Annotated in this window: 15 protein-coding genes, 1 tRNA gene and 1 pseudogene; 9 read left to right on the forward strand and 8 right to left on the reverse strand. The window is 42.9% G+C overall.

Annotated elements, in window-relative coordinates; genetic code table 11:
- Positions 1-62: 62 nt before the first annotated feature.
- On the reverse strand, positions 63-641 hold the full coding sequence (locus C233_RS0112505) for a porin family protein (RefSeq protein WP_018667911.1): 579 nt from the start codon (positions 639-641) through the stop codon (positions 63-65).
- A 133-nt stretch (positions 642-774) separates the two neighbouring features.
- On the opposite strand from C233_RS0112505, the gene C233_RS0112510 reads away from it, so the two are divergent.
- From C233_RS0112510 to C233_RS0112535, 6 genes are all read left to right on the forward strand, one after another.
- Positions 775-861 (forward strand) — tRNA-Ser (locus tag C233_RS0112510).
- Positions 862-1137: 276 nt separating this feature from the next.
- Positions 1138-1629 carry an N-acetyltransferase gene (locus C233_RS0112515; protein WP_025068784.1) on the forward strand — a complete coding sequence of 164 codons (492 nt, stop codon included), beginning with the start codon at positions 1138-1140 and terminating at the stop codon, positions 1627-1629.
- A gap of 108 nt (positions 1630-1737) precedes the next feature.
- Positions 1738-2466, forward strand: a complete 729-nt coding sequence (ric, locus tag C233_RS0112520; protein WP_025068783.1) for an iron-sulfur cluster repair di-iron protein — start codon at positions 1738-1740, stop codon at positions 2464-2466.
- Positions 2467-2826: 360 nt separating this feature from the next.
- Positions 2827-4227 carry a hypothetical protein gene (locus tag C233_RS0112525; protein ID WP_018667914.1) on the forward strand — a complete coding sequence of 467 codons (1401 nt, stop codon included), beginning with the start codon at positions 2827-2829 and terminating at the stop codon, positions 4225-4227.
- A gap of 47 nt (positions 4228-4274) precedes the next feature.
- A complete protein-coding gene (locus tag C233_RS0112530) occupies positions 4275-6434 on the forward strand; it encodes a TonB-dependent receptor plug domain-containing protein (RefSeq protein WP_018667915.1) in 2160 nt (719 codons plus the stop codon).
- 5 nt (positions 6435-6439) lie between these two features.
- A complete protein-coding gene (locus tag C233_RS0112535; RefSeq protein WP_081626121.1) occupies positions 6440-7297 on the forward strand; it encodes a DUF4249 domain-containing protein in 858 nt (285 codons plus the stop codon).
- A 19-nt stretch (positions 7298-7316) separates the two neighbouring features.
- Here the strand turns inward: C233_RS0112535 and C233_RS0112540 are convergent, their stop codons facing one another.
- The 7 genes and pseudogenes from C233_RS0112540 to C233_RS22700 all read right to left on the reverse strand — a co-directional run.
- Complete coding sequence (locus C233_RS0112540; RefSeq protein WP_018667917.1) at positions 7317-9752, reverse strand: DEAD/DEAH box helicase; 2436 nt, start codon at positions 9750-9752, stop codon at positions 7317-7319.
- Positions 9753-10047: 295 nt separating this feature from the next.
- The gene (locus tag C233_RS0112545) at positions 10048-11046 is read right to left on the reverse strand and encodes a hypothetical protein (protein ID WP_018667918.1); all 999 of its coding nucleotides are present in this window, start codon (positions 11044-11046) and stop codon (positions 10048-10050) included.
- Positions 11043-12350 carry an AAA family ATPase gene (locus tag C233_RS0112550; RefSeq protein WP_018667919.1) on the reverse strand — a complete coding sequence of 436 codons (1308 nt, stop codon included), beginning with the start codon at positions 12348-12350 and terminating at the stop codon, positions 11043-11045. The genes C233_RS0112545 and C233_RS0112550 overlap by 4 nt, the downstream gene beginning before the upstream one ends.
- Positions 12351-12397: 47 nt before the next feature.
- Positions 12398-13381 (reverse strand): hypothetical protein, encoded by a 984-nt coding sequence (locus C233_RS0112555; protein ID WP_018667920.1) that lies wholly within the window; start codon positions 13379-13381, stop codon positions 12398-12400.
- A 36-nt stretch (positions 13382-13417) separates the two neighbouring features.
- Positions 13418-14368, reverse strand: coding sequence for a hypothetical protein (locus C233_RS0112560; RefSeq protein ID WP_018667921.1), 951 nt, complete (start codon positions 14366-14368; stop codon positions 13418-13420).
- 73 nt (positions 14369-14441) lie between these two features.
- On the reverse strand, positions 14442-14945 hold the full coding sequence (locus tag C233_RS0112565; protein WP_018667922.1) for a very short patch repair endonuclease: 504 nt from the start codon (positions 14943-14945) through the stop codon (positions 14442-14444).
- Positions 14946-14978: 33 nt separating this feature from the next.
- Positions 14979-15644, reverse strand: a pseudogene (locus C233_RS22700) (ATP-binding protein); the annotation flags it as partial.
- Between the two features lie 145 nt (positions 15645-15789).
- Here C233_RS22700 and C233_RS0112575 point away from each other — a divergent pair.
- The 3 genes from C233_RS0112575 (at position 15790) to C233_RS0112585 (ending at position 19049) form a co-directional block, all read left to right on the forward strand.
- Entirely contained in the window at positions 15790-17037 is a 1248-nt protein-coding gene (locus tag C233_RS0112575) for a site-specific integrase (RefSeq protein WP_039747134.1), read from the forward strand.
- A gap of 76 nt (positions 17038-17113) precedes the next feature.
- A complete protein-coding gene (locus C233_RS0112580; protein ID WP_241217659.1) occupies positions 17114-18037 on the forward strand; it encodes a tyrosine-type recombinase/integrase in 924 nt (307 codons plus the stop codon).
- Positions 18024-19049, forward strand: a complete 1026-nt coding sequence (locus tag C233_RS0112585) for a tyrosine-type recombinase/integrase (protein WP_018665808.1) — start codon at positions 18024-18026, stop codon at positions 19047-19049. The genes C233_RS0112580 and C233_RS0112585 overlap by 14 nt, the downstream gene beginning before the upstream one ends.
- Positions 19050-19172: the final 123 nt, after the last annotated feature.

A 19172-nucleotide genomic window follows, 5' to 3' on the forward strand; every position in this document is an offset into this window, starting at 1 on the left:
AAAAATGGCGTTGCCAATCAAAATCGGCAACGCCATGCAACGTATGGTATCGGTTATCTTTTTTAGAAAAGGTAAGCGGCAGAAATCTGCCAAGTCTTATTCTTTGTGCCGATAGCCTCACCGGCACTCTTCAAAGTGAAGGAGTCGCCGCAGGGAATGGTATAATTGAAACCGATTTGCAAATGTTTAACCAGCTTCACACCGGCGCCTACATTGATGCCTACCTGCGTTTTCTTACTTTCCAGCGTTTCTCCACCGCCAAAATTCTTATCTCCTTTAAAATTGAAGAAGAAATCCGGACCGGCAGCTATATAAACACCCAGCATGCTGCCCAAACCGATAGAATATTTCAGATTGATAGGAATATCCAAACCGGATTGTTTCATATCGATATCCTCTATTTTATCGCCTCTTTGAGAATACAGCAAAGCGCCGTCTATTCCCAATCCTACAACGGGAATCGTAATTTCAGCCATAGGACCGAAAAAGAATCCGGTAGAATTATCTTTCATTCCTTCGAGTTTAAGCTTCGACAAATTCACACCACCTTTAACACCAAACTTAAGCAATTGAGCCTGAGCAGGCATAGCCACTGCCAAACAGCATATAGCTACCATAAAAACACTAAAGATTTTTTTCATAATTCAATATGTTTAAATTTTCGGGACAAATATATGTAAAATATCCCTAAAAAGAACAATGAATATTCCAAATTGTTCATAGTAACGATAACAATGAAACGCCAAATGTATTACCTTTGCAACAGCTAACGAAGGAAAGGTGCCGGAGTGGTCGATCGGGCCGCACTCGAAATGCGGTGAACGGGTAACTGTTCCCAGAGTTCGAATCTCTGTCTTTCCGCACAAGTTTATTAATAATCAGTTAGCTATAGAGATTAATCAGAAAATGGTTAATCTCTTTTTTTTGCTCAAAACACGCTATTTGTAAGGATGTTCTACGGAACTGTTTAGAAAGTGTTTGGAGAATTTATGCAAATGTTCAGAGAAAAACATGGCAATCTTTAAAGCATGCGTACAGAAACCTTTTACAACCGCTACCGACCAAAAAATATCGAATAAACAACTATCTTTGCATTCGGAAGGCATCCTCTTATCCGGATTCAGCCGATACAGCACTATGATAGAAATTAGAAAAACAGACATCGCAGAACTCGGTATCCTTATGGACATCTTCGAACAGGGTAAACGCATTATGCGCAAAGACGGAAACATGAAGCAGTGGACCGGCGGCTATCCTACCGAGGAGATTGTGAAACAAGATATTGAGAATGGAAACAGTTATGTATGCCTCGATGAAGCGCGGAACCTAATAGGGACTTTCGCCTTTATACAAGGAAAAGACCCTACTTATACGCACATCTATAACGGCGCATGGATAGACGATACGCGTCCCTACGGCGTTATCCACCGCCTGGCAAGTACGGAAGGTAGTAAAGGTGTAGCATCCGCCTGCCTGCAATGGTGCTACCGCCGGATACCCAATTTGCGTGCGGACACACACCGCGACAACCGCATCCTGCAACATATCCTCAAAAAACACGGTTTCCAGGATTGCGGCATCATCTACCTGCCGAATGGGGACGAACGGCTGGCTTTTCAGAAGTTATAAAAGCAGGATAAGTAAAATCAAATAATCATAATCTTTCAAACATTCCGCAGAGAATATTTGTAATAATATAAAAACCTTCCGCAACGGAAGATAAAAACTGTATTTTGTATGAAAGATTATAGAACAATGACAGTCGGCGATATCGTTGCCGACAATTTCGGTAACGCCGGAGTATTCGATAAGTACGGCATCGATTTTTGTTGTCACGGTTTCGTCCTCCTGCCCGAAGCCTGTCAAAAAGCGGGCGCAGATACGGACAAGGTTATCAAAGACATCGAAAACCTTGCCCTGCCAGCTTCCGAAAACATAGACTTCAAGAGCTGGCCGCTGGATTTACTCGTAGACTATATTTTGAAGATACACCACCGCAATATCCGCAGGGACGGGCCGAAGATACAGGAACTGCTCGACAAGGTATGCCGGGTACATGGCGAGGACTACCCTACGCTATACAATGTACAAGTATTATTCGGGCAATCGCTCTCCGACCTCAACCAGCATCTCGACAAGGAGGAACTGGTACTGTTTCCGTACATCTACGAAATGGTGAAAGCCGGACTCGACAATACTGCATTACCCGAATTCCACTGCGGCAGCATCCAAGCTCCCATATCCGTAATGATGTCCGAGCATGATGCCGAAGGCGAACGTTACCGCCACATCGAGAAACTGACAAACGGATATTCCAGCCCCAAAACCGCCTGCAACAGTTACCGCCTGGTGTTGCAACAGCTCAAGCAGTTCGAAGCGGCCTTGCATCAGCACATCCACCTGGAGAACAATATCGTGTTTCCACGTGCCATACAATTGGAAGCCGAACTGAAAGGACAGCCGTAGCGTAACATGGAACCGTACGGGTAAAGAAATACCGAAGATACTCTACGGAATACTGCAATGGGGAGATAGTTGCAACTATACGCGCATTTTGCAACATCTCCCTTTATCATATACGGGCTAACAGTTAATATATTTCTTTTTATTCATTCTGCTGTCAATCTTATAAAATCATCTTTTTTGAAATTCAACAGCTATCCTATATATAAGGTGTAAGTACTATTAATAAAGAGAATAACAGACCTGCCAAATCGCATCCACATAGGCTACAAGTTGATTTTTATTATTTAATTAAATTATATCTTTGTATATTAAGTTTGAATATATACTTTTGCAGAAAACTATATTTAAACTTAACATAAAATGAAGAAAACATGGAAACTTATCATGGCTTGCATGGCGATAGCATGTGCAAGTCTTGTAGTGGGATGCAGTGACGACGATGCCACCGACAACGGCGACGATACTGAAATCAACAACCCGGTAGAACCTAATCCGGAAGAACCGGACGGCAGCCTGCAAGAACCCGAAAAAGCCAAAGAAAAGCTGAACACGGTAGGTAAAGACCTGGTAGCCCTGGTAAATGCCGACGACTTCAAAGACTTGGCAACCGTGGCAGAAGCCTTATCGAGTTTGCTGGAAGAAGAAGATTACGACTACGGAAACGAGACACCGGATTACGGTCCTTATGCACAGAATATACTGGCAGCCGCACGCGGAAATATGGGGTCGCTCTATACAATGACCCGCGCCACACATCAAGCCTCCGAGTACTACGGCACTTATGAATATACCAACGGCGAGTGGGTATGGACAGAGAATCCGTCATCGGGTAAATTTATCGCCAGATTCCCCGTAGAAGGACAGAATGCCGAACTTACAGCAGCATGCAGTGGCGGTGAAACTGATTTCACCTACGACGGTGAAACCTTTAAAATTCCTGCCAAAGTAGAAGCGAATATCACTTGGAAGAACAATACACTGGCTAAAGTGGAAGTAACAACCGCCAACCTGAAAACCACCAGCCCCTACGAAGCCGAGGTCAATGCTACGGTAACAGTGGGAAGCAAGTACATTATCACTTCTTACGTTAAAGCCAACGCTACAACGGTGAATGCCAACAGCAAAGTCACGATAGACGGTAAAGAAGCTGTCGTAGGCAAGGCTGTAGTGGGCGGACAGAACATTACGGAAGACTCGGAAAAAGGATTCGAAGAAAGAGTGAATACCGCCGAAGGCCAGGTAATTCTTCTGGACGATGCGTACATTACACTGAAATGCGATGATGTGAAAGGTTTCTCTGCCATACTCGACGAGGAAGATGAGAGTTCAGAAATATTCCGTCCCGTTACCAAAGACGAGCAGATAGCTAAAGTAAAAAAGCACAACCAAGAAGAAATGGACGAAGCAGCCCAAACGGCTACCGACTATGCCAAATACCTGAAAGGGGATTTACGGTTCAAGAGCCAGACGGAGGCATCCGCCACTTTAGGTTTCCAGTCTTACAAAGACTATTCGTATGAGGCTTACTGGGAGCAATACAGAACCGATGCAAACGGAAATTTCATTCCTGGCTATGAGGGTTTCATTGAGTCCCACCCCCTCGGCATAGACTGGGAATACTGGGATGTAGAAACCATCGTTGTATTCAGCGACGGTTCGAAAATGAGCTTCGACGAGTTCGACGGCAACAGCAGCCCGCTCAAAGGCTTCATCGACAGCCTGGAAGACTTAATCGACTCATTCGGCAAACTGCTGGACTAAACAGATACTCCCCGCAAGAGTAAAGCAAATACCCGGGCACGGATTTCATGGAACCCGGCGTTCACTCCAAGAAAGAGCGCCGTATCGTCCGTGAAACCCGTGCCCTGATAGTAACCCTAAGCCCGCACAAAAGCGTGAGACACATCACCTGTATCCTTACAGCCATATTCCTTTTACAAACCGCCATTACAGTAGCACAGAACGACTCGCTACGGCAGAAAAACGCCCTGACCGATTCTATCTGGCAGATAGGCGAGATAGAGATAACAGCCCGGAAGAAAGTTCCCCTGCTGCAAGCCACCGCTATCGGACAATGGAACATCAGCCCCGAGGCCATGAAGCAGATACCCCACCTGCTGGGCGATACCGACCCGATGAAGGTTATACAACTGCTGCCCGGCATCGTCAATGGAGGCGAGCTGAACGGAGGCATATACATACGTGGCAGCGAACCGGGGCATAACCTCGTTACACTGGACGGAGCAACGATTTATAACCCCTCTCACCTGCTAGGGCTGTTCTCCGTATTCAACAACGACCATTTCTCGTCTTTCTCCTTGCAAAAATCCTATATTCCCTCTTCGCACGGAGGAAGGCTTGCCGGCTACCTGGAGATGCAGCCGCGGGATTCTATCCTGCCCGAAGCCGAAATTGCCGGAAGTGTGGGTATCCTTGCCTCGAGAGCAACCGCCGGCATCCCTCTGACACGTAAGAGCACGCTATACCTTTCCGCACGCGCCACATACATCAACCCTATTATACGGTTAATGGAACAAGGAATGGAGGAAAACACTTTCCTGCGCTACGACTTTCAGGACTATAACCTGACCTATGCATACCACCCCACAGAGCGCGACCGGATTGTGGTGAACGGTTACATCGGGAGAGACCTTATGACCCTAAAAGAACACCAGTACCAGGCTACCGGCCGGTTGCAATGGATGAATGCCGTCGGCTCCGCCCGTTGGCAGCACCGTTTTCGCCGTAATGGCAGCATGACGCACCGCCTGTATGCCAGTTACTACCACACGACATTGGATGCCAGGCAAAATAGCCTGTCTATCGCCTTGCCCTCACACATCACCGAAGGGGGATATAAAGGAGAAGCCGTATTTTATATCGGGAACACCCGCCTGCAAGCAGGCGGCGAAGCAAGTATCTACCGGTTGCTTCCCCAATATCCGGAAACCCGGAATGTGTTCGAAGGTATCAACCGGAACCGCCCGCAGACATTCAGGACAACGACTTTCGGTATATTCGCCGAGGCGGAACACCGTTTCGGAAACCTGTCGCTGAATGCCGGCCTGCGGTATAGCGGCAGCTACCAGCCTTCTTACCGTACCGGTAACTTCGACCCGCGCCTGCAAGCTACCTATAACTTGAAGCGCAAAGGAAAAATCTATACTTCATTCGTCACAGCACATCAATATATAAACCAGATTAATGTATCTACCGTAGGTTTTCCCCTCGACTTCTGGATGCCGGCTACCCAAGCATTGCCCGAACAGCGGGCTTACACTTGGAATATCGGGTATAGCCAGTCTTTGTGTAACGGGGATTATGAGTTCTCTGCCGAAGCCTATTACCGTACGCTGAGTAACCAGACTATCTTCAACGGGGGATTATACGATATGGTGACTCAGAATTACCGCATAGAAGATTACGTACTGACAGGCAAAGGAAGGAACTACGGCCTGGAACTATTCGTCAAGAAAAACCGGGGACGGTGGAACGGCTGGATAAGTTATACCCTGGCATGGGCCGACCGGAAATTCCCTACCTTGCGTAACAACGAATGGTTTCCTGCCAAGTACGACCGGAGGCACAACCTGAGTACTACGCTGTGCTTTACGCTAAACAACCACTGGGACTTCTCGGCAGTATATATCTATGCTTCGGGCAACGCCGTCACCCTGCCCGTAGCCCTTTACATGGCGGGCGAAAATGCGGTATGTATCTATGAGCCTTACAACAGCAGCCGTATGCCCTCTTACCAGCGTATGGACTTGTCCGCCAACTTCCACTTCGGAGCCAAACGCAACCAAAGCCTGAACGCATCTTTATACAATGTACTGAAACGGCATAACCCCATTTTCATACAAGTGGGCGTAAAACCGTCCAAAGACGGCACAAGCTTGCAAATCAAAAAACGGAACATGGCATTATACAGCCTTCTCCCTTCACTTAGTTACACTTTCAAATTCTAAGATAAATGAAACGAACCGCTTTTCTACTCTGCTTTTTCTTGTCCTGCCTCTCTTTCGCCTGCTGCGACCCCGAATGGGACTTTACCACCGACTATACTCCCCAGGTCGTGGTGGAAGGAAGCATCGAATCGAACGGATTTGCACGGGTGTACCTATCATACAGCAAAGCGTTGGGAAGCACGTGGGACAGTCTCAGCGTATCCGAAATACCGCTGACTACCGCCAAAGTAACCGTATCCGACGGCGAACAGACCGAAATCCTTACGGGACGGAGCGACAAGTACCGCCTGCCCTACTTCGTTTATACCGGCAATGTGCTGCGGGGAGTGCCCGGCAAGCGCTATACACTCTGCATTACCCACCGGGGAAAAAATATCACTGCCGAAACCAGTATACCCGCTCCTGTCAGCGTAGACAGTTTTTCCATATGTAAAAGCGAGAACAGCGATACGCTCTATCAGGTGACAGCTTATTTCCACGACCCTGAAAAAGAGAGCAATTATTACAAGATATTTACCCGTGTATATGGAAGGGACAGCAGTTACTACAATGCATTCATGGGTACTTTCTCCGACGAAATACTGTCGTCGCCCGTTGCAAAGGCTTCCGTGTACCGGCCTTTCCGACATACGGAGCTGAAAAAGTACACTCCTTTTTTCACGCCGGGAGAGCAAGTGGGCATCAAGTTCACCCAGATTACGGAAGAGGTATTCCAATACTGGAACAAGTACGAGAATGAAGTGGTGAACAACAGCAATCCCTTCTTTCCCAACACAAGCAACCTGCCGGGGAACATACAGGGAGGCATAGGAATATGGGCGGGATACGGCGTGAGCAATTACCGAATCCGCATCGGAGAGTGATGCGATATGCCTCCGGTATTCACTTGCCGATATATTTCTTTTTCAGCTCCTCTACGCTTGTCCCGGTAAAATACTCCTCTACAAAATCCCAGCGCTGCCCGTCCGTCAGGGTATCAGTACCGAAGAAAGAGGAAAACAGTTCTATCTGTTCCTCGAAGATGCGTTCGTTCGTATCCAGAATGAGGTTGCGGTACTCGCCAGAGTCTGCCAACTGTTGCAAAAGTTCCGGATCATTGAACCGTACATGTACGCAGGGTGTACCGCCACCCTCTACGCTGAACGAAAGGCAGTCGAGCATGGAAAGAAGATTGAGCAGCATATTCAGGTCGGAAAACGGAGTGCAGTAGAATTGTAAACGTTCGCCCTTATTGCCTGCGATGCGCTGGGCGAACAGCTTTTGATAACGCGACAAGAGCAGGTCGAACCCTTTCGTAACCGTAAACGAAAGCTCGTTCGACTCTTTCTTCTTGACACTGCTGATGTAGCTCACGCTGCGCCCCTCCTCGGTGCGGCTTTCCAGCAACGAACCGATAAATCGCTTGGCAGACGGTACATCCATGCCATGCTCGGCGAACACCGCACGCAGCTCTTCTTCATCGAAACGTCCTTTCGACTTAAATAAGGCTGTTTTCAGCATCGACACCAGGCTTTTGAACAAAGCATCCATACGCTGGCGGATAACCGCCGCATCTTCTTTCAACAACACTTCGTGCTTACCTACGGACACGGCGCGCGAGCCTTCCCAAAGCATGCCGCTATTCAGTTTTTGCTTGAATTCCCGATATCCCATTTCCGGGAACCGTTCTTCCCAAAGGGCATCCAGGCGCACCCGGTAAACTCCTTCCACACCTTCCACATCTGTAAGGTAGGCACGGAACTCGCGTGCAAAAGTATCGCCCGTCTTGTCCTGTACGTAACCCTCCGTCAGCAGATTTTGCGGGCTGACTTCCAGCAGATGCGTTCCGTAGCGCTGCGATAAATCATCTTCCAGCCACAATAGGGCGGTCTTGATGAGCTGTCCCAACTCGGACTCGTATTCCAGCTTGTTCTTCGTACGCGGCAGTTTTACCACAAACTCGAAGTCGGACAGCGATACAAGAATTTCTTCCTTCGCTCCTTTCATCCGGTACACCTCCATGAGCTTTTTCAGGATAAGCTCCAACTGCTCCTGCGCAATGCTGCCGGTCTGGTGCAGGCGCTTCATATAATAGAAGTCGCGTTCATGATAATCGGTGGCGGCAATACCCCGGACATCCGCATCGCGGGCGGCACGGCCTATCTCCTGAATGTAATCGACGAATGTGCTGGAAGGCGCCACATGGTACACGCGGTCGATATCGCTGATGTCCACTCCCATACCGAAAGCTTTCGTGGCGACAATCAGTCGTTTCGTTCCCTCCTTGAAGTCTTGTACGATAGCTGCTTTCTGCTCTTTGTCTTTCTTGCCGTAATAGGAGGCTACCAGATGCCAGCCGGCAGGGTGTACCCACGTCTTTATGCGCATGTCTATACTACCGGCAAAAGGGTAGTAAAGCAATGTCTTATGTCCGTCGAGGAATTCTTCCACGCGTCCGGATATGACGCGCTGCTTACCTTTGTCATAGGTCTCTCCTTCCTCCAGCGTAAGCCGGCGGATATCGAAACCGATATTCTTGCGCTTTACCGTACCTACATAGAGTACACAAGGCTCCATTTGAAGCGAACAGATAGTTTCGAATACCATATCGTTGCCTCCCCTGGGATTCCACACAGCAGTGGCGGTCAGTGCAAACAACGGGAACGTATAGCCGAGGTTCTGTTTCAAGGCGGTCAAGTAACGTCCCAGAAACCAATAGTCCACACGGAATTCCTTGCCCCAGGTAGTTACCGTATGCGCCTCATCGACGACCACCATACCTATACGGCGGTTACCGATAAAATGCCTGATGTCGTAAGACAGCAACAGCTCCGGCGAGAGGTAGAACAAATCTACTTCCCCCTCGCGTACCGCCCGGTAGACTTCCATTTTCTGTTCCGGAGAAAGGTCGGAGGATGCATACGTCACCCGCTCGTAACCCAAATCCTGCAAGCTTTCCACCTGGTCGACTATCAAGGCCTTCAAAGGCGAGACAACGATAGTAAGCAGTTTGTATTCCCTGCCCAAATAAATAGCTGGAAGCTGGAACAGCAATGACTTTCCCGAACCGGTAGGGGCGGTAAGCAGAATATTATCCGGCTGTAACTCTCCTTCTTGTGCCTTCTCCGCTTCACGGATTACATTTTCAATCAGCAGCCCTTGAGAAACACAGAGTGTCTGCCTGCCCTTAAACAGGTCGTCGTAAATTTCAAGGTCGCGGAACCGGTCGTAACCGTATATCTCTTTCAAAAGTCCCGTTACATCTTGCCGGCAGTTTTCAGGCAGACAGCGTGCTTTCAATCCGGGCAAACGGCGTGTTTCATCTGTTTGTGTCATCATCGATACAATGGGGGTTAAAAAGAAAAGAGATAGTCTTCCAACCATAGTAAGGGCCTTCGTACTACCTCTTTCTATAATTTTTGCCTTATCCGTAATAAATAAGCGGGTAAGTTCTCAATCAAAGCGTATTAATACTCCTCTTCGTTGAAGAAATTGTTTCATCCTTATTTTCAAGCTATTGTCTAAATTATATTGTTGTTTAGACAAACAAACCACGCTATCTAAAGCGGTCAAAGGCAAAGATAATGATTTTGAGACAAACAAATAATATTCACGATCTTTTATTTATTAACGACTATTTTCTCTTTATATCCAATAAATCCAAAATATCCTTTGTTAATTTAGAAAGAGGCCTATCTTCATACTCAGCATCCATCAAATGTCTACCCCATATAAAATCATACACTTGGCGAGGGTGATATCCAGCACCTTGAAAACTTTCCACCAAAGCTTTTCTCGCATAAGCATCATAAGCCATAGATTTATCAATTAGTTCCTTTACATAATCAGTATGCTTGTTGTATACATCTTTTAGCCCTAATACTTTTTCATTTATTTCTTCTGCAATGTCATTCCCTGAAAAATCTAATTTGATTTCTTTTTCCGTCAACTTATATATTTGAGATTTCGTAAGTTGACCTCCTCTTTTATCTGTTATAACAAACTTCCTTCCAAAAGCCCTAGAATAAGGATTTAAACCGATATTCTCTTCAGATTTCACATGGTTACAAGAATGACAAGCAGGAATAAGATTATAAAATGATAAACAAAAAAGCGGATAGATAGTTTTCGAATAAAAATGATCTAATTCCGGTCTCTCTGCTGCTCGTCCTTTAAAAGTATATATAAACTGTCTATTACAATATGGACATGTTTTTATATTTAATTTGTTCACCAAATCGTGCCCATATTTATTAGATAAAGTCTCGTAATATCTCACTAAGATATTAGATAATGCTCTCAATAATATAATGTCTCCTATTTTTTTCGTTTCCCATTTTTCTATTTGTGAATCCATAGAAGCAGGGCTAATCAATATGATATCATTAAGGTGTTGCCACCAATAATATAGTTTTCTCACACAAGCTTTTCTATGTTTTCTATTTTTGGCATATACAGAAATCTGACATAAACATTCGTATCTCAATTTGTGAGCATACGAAGCAAAATACAGTTTTTTACTAGATGACAATTTTATATATGGACGACAAGGATCATTAAAGAATTTCATTACCATGCCAAGCCATTCATCAGCAATCAGATTTACATATCTACCTCTCCTAATATCTATCATTGTACGTAAACTGAATAATGCATATTATATAATTTCATTAATTGTTCTCTTAGGTATGGTTCACCAACTCTCATAATATTTGAATAGAACCAATCCCGAAGTTCTCGATTGTTAGGATCCAATTTATATCCATTAAGTCTTTCAAATAGTTCGTTGATCTTATCGTAGGCAAACTCTCCCATTGGTAAGGATGGCAGGAAGAATCCATTCTTTAATAATCCATGAATATTAGATCCAAATGTATTCTCTTGAATCTTTCTAATTGCGGGTTTACCATCCTTTAAAAACAGAACATTACAAATTGGAATATCTGACAAGATAAATGGAGAATGAGTAACAAATATAACATTAACTCTTTTTATGTGATTAAAATCTATCTTTTGCAATTTTTCCACCAACATTTTTACTACTAGCCGTTGATATTCTGGATGAAAATACAATTCTATTTCTTCAAAAATCACATTTACGTTTTCGTATGATCTTTTTTTGTCTATTACAGAATCTATATTTCTCAAATGATAAATCAATGCCCCCAAATTATTTAATAACTGCTTTTCTCCTGAACTTAAATACTTATATGGAATATATGTATTCTCATCTTGTATAGAGTGAAAGAGAATTTCTGACTTATAAATAGGAGGAGGCAATAATTCTAACGGGAAAAGGTCTTTCTTATAATAAGATTTTAAATCATCAAAATTTACGACAAAGCCATATTCATATTCTTTTTTAAATTTCTGTTGCAGATTCACATTAGAAAGAATCTCAAAAACATTATTTTTACTCTTATTCAGTTGATCAATAAAATTCAAACACTGACGCAACTTTAAAGTAACATGTGTTTTATCTGCTTTAATTTGCTTTACAACATCATCAATAACAAAATTATCAAAAACGAACCCAATATTATTCCAACCTGAATCTTTACCATTAATAAAATCTCGATATTCCGGATAGATTGCACATATACTTATAGTCTTATAAACAATATAATGCTGACAACGCTCAATATCATCAAGTATCTCATATTCTTTAGTAAGAATGTCAATAGAGAAACCCCAGCTTCGTATTACCTCATATATGAACCTAACTCTTTTCAATTGTTGAATATTCATCTTGTCATATTTTTTATATTTGGTTGCAAACTGCTTATACGAAGCACCTTTATCAACAATATTACTTAATTTTTTCAAAGCATTCAAAAGTAGCCTCAAATCACTATTGCTTGAATACACCTGATGTTTATTACGCATCCATTCATAAAATATCTGCAAGAAATCTTTATATGATAAGTCCGTATTCATATAGGAATATTGATCTTTCTCTCCGATTAATAAATCAAGACACCCTTTTATGGGGGACCCAATATATTACTTAAAGCACCTTTAATCATCATATCATCAGCGTTTTTCCTCAATTCTTCTATATGGTTAATCTGCTTTGATAATAATGAACAAGATTTATTATCCTTAAAATATTGAACAACAGTTATTTCTTGAAGTTTTGAATATCCCAAATCGGTCAATTGTAGAAATTCAGCCTCCTTATTACCTATTCTTCTAAATGAACCGTCATTTTCTCTAGGATTAGGCTCCTGAATATACAAAGCCATCAGTCTCTGCATAGTTAATTCAACTTCCTTATTAATATCAATATTTCCCTCATATCTATATGGATGAATTGTTATTGGGGTTCTATAACCATCATTCTTATGAAATAAGTAATGTAGCCAACATTTCTTACAATCTTCCTCTGATTGTACTTTATCAGACCATTCTTCTCTAAAATCTCTTGTATTATATGCATAATGAGAATAGTTAGACACAATAGTATAAAACAACTCATTCATTCTACTGACGCTTTTAACTGGAGTCATTATTTTATTCCATTGCCGTACATCAGAGTCACTCATATCAGCACATTTCCACAGACTTGCATAGTTATCTTCTTTTGTCTCTTTTATACAATATACCACATTATCAAGTAAATAATACAACTCGGCTTTCACTCCATCTATTTGCAATAAGTTATCTTTATCTGCCAGTCTATAGTGTTTTGCGCAGTTATTAATCAAGCGCATTACCAACTCCATCAATGTACTCTTGCCATCACCATTCATACCAACCACAGCAGAAATATTTATCTGCAAAGTTGAAGTAGCGTCTAATGAGAAAAAATCATCTGGCAATAGTCTTATATATTCATCGCGAAGACATATACTATCATCAGTAATGTAGTAGTCATTATTAAAGTAATACATTTTACCGACACTCAAACATTTACATACCGACTTACGACATCCTTCCAATACCTTAACAGCTATTAATTTAAACATTTTGCAATAATTTAATTACCTATATTCTCCTTCTTATTATATATAACAAAAACAACCTTTAGAAAGTATAATTTCTTTTTTACCATCAAATTTAGAGATATCTGCTTCTTCTTCACATTTATAAAAAGATCGCACTTCAAACCCCATATTTTTTGACAGTTCATCCATTCTTTTATATTTTATCCAAAGGATATATGGATCATTCATAAATTTGAACAACATATATTCTGTTGCTATATTCAAGCTATCATCTTCATTAAAATACAATACTATTAGCCCCTTCAGAGTTTCAACAAAATTATTTACGTCAATATAGGGAATCTTACTATTCATAGAGACAGACAAACCTTTATTTAAGCTAGGAACATAATGTCTAGTAAATATATGACAAAAAGTATATATATTAATAACAAAATCAAACTCTTTAATTTTAAAGATTAAACATCGCTTATTATTCTCTTCAAATAACAATTTAGACTTATAATATATATAAAAAAATATGCCATAACAGTACCTTTCACGTGAATTATATTCATCTTCTGATGAACAAACACTTTTTAATTCTTTCAACTTCTGATAAAGCATGGGAGCAATGATTGATAAATATGGCCCATTACGTTCTTCTATTTGCTTTTTCCATATTGATAAATATTTATCAAAAAAAGCATGATCCTTACGTATTTCCTCATCCATCAATTTACCATGCGGTCCCATTATTGGCCCTTCAAATTTATCAATATCTTCTCCATATGTCAGGACTATATTAAAAAATATATACTCTTGTGCCTCAGTCTCCTCATATAAATCAAAAGCATGCTTACCTTGTTCATTATAAGATACACGCATCCAACCAAACAAATAATCTTTTTCATGTGGTTTAAGGCGTTTAAATTCTTTCTTTTGATTCAAATATTTATAGAGATATCTTTTTACTGCAATTCTATGATCAAAGCCTTTAGATACTAATTGTTTATTTGTGTATAACATAATATTAATATTTAAAAGTAACTAAAAAAGGATATATCTAAATTATTATAGAAAACAAAATAATAGCATCATTCTATACATTATATTCAATTTCCGAATCAGCAGCTATTGTGGGAGTTTCATATTTTTCTTTGTAATAGCTCACCCTTCTATCTTCCAAGAAAATATAAGAAAGTGTATATACTAATGATTCCAAAGTCTGCTGACGAACTCTAGGTTTCAACTGACATTCCCAAATGGTAATACAATGCCATCCCATAGATGCCAATTGGCGTTGTTCTTCCACATCTCGTTTTCGATTCCTTTCGATTTTAGCACTCCAAAACTCCACATTCGTTTTAGGAAGGACAAAATACTTGCATTCTTGATGCCCATGCCAAAAACATCCATTCACAAAAATCACGGTTCTATATTTGTGCAATACAATATCCGGATGTCCAGGAAGTCGAGGATGATTCAATCTATATCTAAATCCACGACTAAACAAGAACTTTCGCACCAACAATTCCGGCTTTGTATCCTTACATTTTATAGCTGACATACAACGATGTCTCTGTTCTTTGTCTAGTTTATCCATGCCAATATAGAAGACTTACATATCAATTGTCTGTCATATTCGATCAAAGAATCCTTCGTATTCTTCATCAATTATTTTCCATTCTCCCATTTTACGTCCACCTATACGAGTAATCTTCCCTGACTCTTGAAGTCGTTTAAGATATTTCTGAACCTGACGTGCAGATAGTCCCATACTCTCAGCCATCTGCGCAGCACTGATTTGTGGGTTTTGTGAAATTAGCTTATAAATCTGACGACCTGCTTTTACGAACTCTTTTGCGAACTTTGATTCTTCTTTTACGAACTCTTTTACGACCACTTCTCCAGACTCTTTTACGAACTCTTGTATCAAAGGAATGCCATTGGGTGTTATTTCTCCAACAACTTCATTCTCAAAATTCAAGTTCCATAGCGTTACATGAAACTCAGAAGCATTAGAAACAAATTCTGGAGTATGATAATTTAAAAGATGAATATATTTATTATATGCATCAATAATCTTCTTCATTCCACTTCCACGGCGTTCCATTAACCCCAAGCGGTTAAAAAAGTCTGCAAGTAACGGATTCCGTCTTTTGGATGGTACTTTCATAGGATCAAGCTGCTGAATAACTCTTCCATCCATCATTCCTCCTGGAGAATATACTTCCAAACGGTCATCATACATGTCAATATGAATCTCACTTCCCATCTGTAAGTAATCACGATGGATGATAGCGTATGTAAACAATTACATTATGTCAATATCTGCAACTATCCTAAGAGATGTGTCTTGATTATCAAAAGCATAGCCTCAGAACTTGACATAACGACTTTACATAATATATTATAGTGTCGGTCATCTCATTGACCACCTATATTATATGATACAGTCAAAACTGCCAGACATCAGGCTTCGTGTGGAAGCCTATCTGCGTACAATGATGTACAAGGATACATGTATCAAACGATACAACCACACATGGGATCATTTGGCCAGCTTTATGAAAGCCAATGGTTATGAACTATACAGTCGCGAAGTAGGCGATGCCTTTCTTAATGATTGGCATGGGAACAAAGCCTATAAGCAACTGACCCACCGTCAACAGGAGCGGGTCCGCCACATAGACGTGCTTAGCGACATGACGGATTATGGAGAGGTAAGACGAAGCCATATACTTCCCAAGGTTATAACTTACGAAGGAGAGTTGGGCAGTCCGTTCACCAGCTTCATCGAAGAGCAGAGCCACCTAAAGGCTCCGTCGAGCATCCAACGTTACAAGGAGCGTATATATACGCTGTATGCCTACCTTGCAGATACTCAGAAGACAATCAAAGAATTTACTGTCGCTGACGCAATGGCGTTCCTTGACATATTGGACAAGGCAAAGAATCCTATCGACAGAGACAACACGGTGATAACCATCCGTGTATTCTTCCGCTATCTTTGCACCAACGGCCTGTTGCCAGACAACAGGGAGTGCCTTTGGATGGATGTGTACAAACTGAAAGGGAGCATCCGTAAGAAACTTCCCTCTGTTTATACACAGGAGGAAGTCAATGCGGTAATCAATGCCATTGACCGGACCCACCCCCAAGGCAAACGCGATTATGCCATGGTGCTGCTTGCAGCACGATACGGGTTACGCATCTCCGACATCATCGGGTTGCGTTTCTGCAACCTTGAATGGGAAAGCAACCGTATATCCCTGATACAGCAGAAGACGGGGAAGAAGGTTGTGCTACCCTTGTCGGAAGAGGTGGGCAGTGCCATCATCGACTATATCCGTCATGGACGTCCGGACATCAAACTCCCATACTTGTTTATAAAGGCGCAAGCACCGTATGGGCCAATGAAGGCAAGCGGATTGGGTTCAAACCTCGCAGACTGGATGAGGGCTGCCGGCATAGACTCCACAGGAAGAAAGCATGGCCCCCATGCCTTGCGTCACAGCCTTGCCACCAATCTGCTTGGCGTGAACGAGCCGATACCTGTCATCTCAGAGATTTTGGGACACTCCACAGCGGAAAGCACTACTGTTTACACAAGGGTAAATGTGGATATGCTGCGCCAGTGTGCACTTGACGTGCCATTCGTTTCATCTTCATTCTACGACAATCTGTATGGCTAACCGTATTCCAAACCATGGCATTTATGCCGGGCTGATCTCGGAGTATGTCAGCCATAAGAGATCCCTCGGATACAAGATGGAAGAGACTGAAGAGCGTCTCAGGCGTTTTGACCAGCTTACAATCGAACGGGGCGAGACTGAGATAGGCATAAGCAGGGACCTGGCAGAGGCTTGGGCAGAGCCATTCCCGATGGAATCAGACAATGCCAGATATGGCCGCATCAGCATGCTGAGAGGCTTTTCTGCATACTTACAGAAGGTCGGCTATGCGTCATACGTGCCACAACTGCCAAAGTATAAGGGCAACTTCATTCCTCACATCTACACTAAACAGGAGATGGCCGCCATCTTCCGTGAATGTGACAAACTTACTCTGTCGAGACACTACATGTACTCCGTAAAATGCGTGATGCCCAGTCTTATACGAATGCTCTATGGAACAGGCATACGAATCGGAGAGGCATTGAAACTGAATCATGGTGATGTGAACTTTGAGCATGGAGTGCTAAAATTGCAAGGATGCAAGAACGGGCAAGACCGTATAGTCCCAATGTCGCTGTCCCTCAGGGAAGTGTGCAAGGACTGGGTGGCGTATAAGCAGAAACTCAGCCTTCCTGTGGAGGCCGACAATTCTTTCTTCACCTCCGCCGATGGCCGGAAGTTTACCGAATGTTCCGTCTATGAGATATTCAGACAAGTGTTGCAACGCGCCGGTATAGGGCATGGAGGCCGGGGTGTGGGGCCTCGCCTGCACGATTTACGCCACACATTTTGTGTCAATGCACTAGTGAAACTGACAGAAGAAGGCAAGGACCTCTATTGCGCCCTTCCTGTACTGATGACTTACATGGGGCACCAGTCGATTGAGGCGACCAACCGTTATGTACGACTCACGCAAGAGATGTACCCTCATCTGCTACTGAAGATGGACGAGGCTTACAAATGTGTGTTCCCCGATTTGGGGAAATCATTGGAGGATGCCGACTATGAAGACGACTGATTTTGCAAGGCATCTCACCGACTTTCTTGGCAGATACCTTACATCCGAATGCGGCTACTCCGCCAATACAGTGAAGACCTACAGTTACACTTTTACACTATTCATTGGATACATGGAGACTGAGGAACTTGTCCGGCCCGAGAATCTCACTCTTGCCGAGATTACGAAAGAGCGGATTATCCATTTTCTCGCCTGGCTTCAAAAAGAGCGCAAATGCAGCACATCAACACGTAATGCCCGTCTCGGTGCCATACACTCTTTTTTCGCGTACCTTCAATACAGGAATGTCGAAGGGCTCGCAAAATGGCAGGACATACTCTCAATAAAGTGCAAGAAAACATCTTCGCCGGAAATGGCATACCTGCAGATAGAAGCATTGAAACTGCTTTTGCGACAACCGGACTTGAAAACAGCCAAGGGAAGACGGGACTTCGTAATGCTCGGCTTGCTTTATGACAGTGGGTGTCGCGTCCAGGAACTATTAGACCTCACTCCTTCAGACCTACGCTTTGATGAGACATCTTCTGTGAAGCTTCATGGAAAGGGAGGCAAGGCCAGAATCGTGCCACTCTCGGCCACTCAGGTTACAAACCTAAAGCTGTATATGGAAGAAAAGCATCTGTATAGACCGGAAAACCAATGTCACCCATTGTTCCCGAATCCTCAGGGAAGCAAAATGAGCAGAATGGCAGTGCTGAACATCGTCAAAAAATACATCGCAAAGGCGAGGACAGTATATCCGGACTTGTTTCCTGACAACATAGGATGTCACAGCTTCCGGCATTCAAAAGCAATGCACATGCTTGAAGCAGACATTAATCTTGTTTACATCCGTGACTTTCTTGGACACTCCTCTACTACCACTACAGAAGTGTATGCGAGAGCAAGTGAAAGGATGAAACAGAGAGCCTTGTCCAAACTGAATCCGGGAATAGTACAAGAAGGTAAAACGTCTTGGCAAGACAACAAAAACCTTCTTGGCTATCTCAAAAGCTTACAGACCAAATACTAATACGCTCTGATATTATGTAAAGTCTGTCCAAGTTTTTATGTAACTAATTTGCTGAATAACAGCAATAACGTATATATGAACGACGACAGACTTTACATAATGAGGGACTTTACATACTGCATA

The sequence above is a fragment of the Bacteroides gallinarum DSM 18171 = JCM 13658 genome (assembly GCF_000374365.1).
Classification (GTDB): domain Bacteria; phylum Bacteroidota; class Bacteroidia; order Bacteroidales; family Bacteroidaceae; genus Bacteroides; species Bacteroides gallinarum.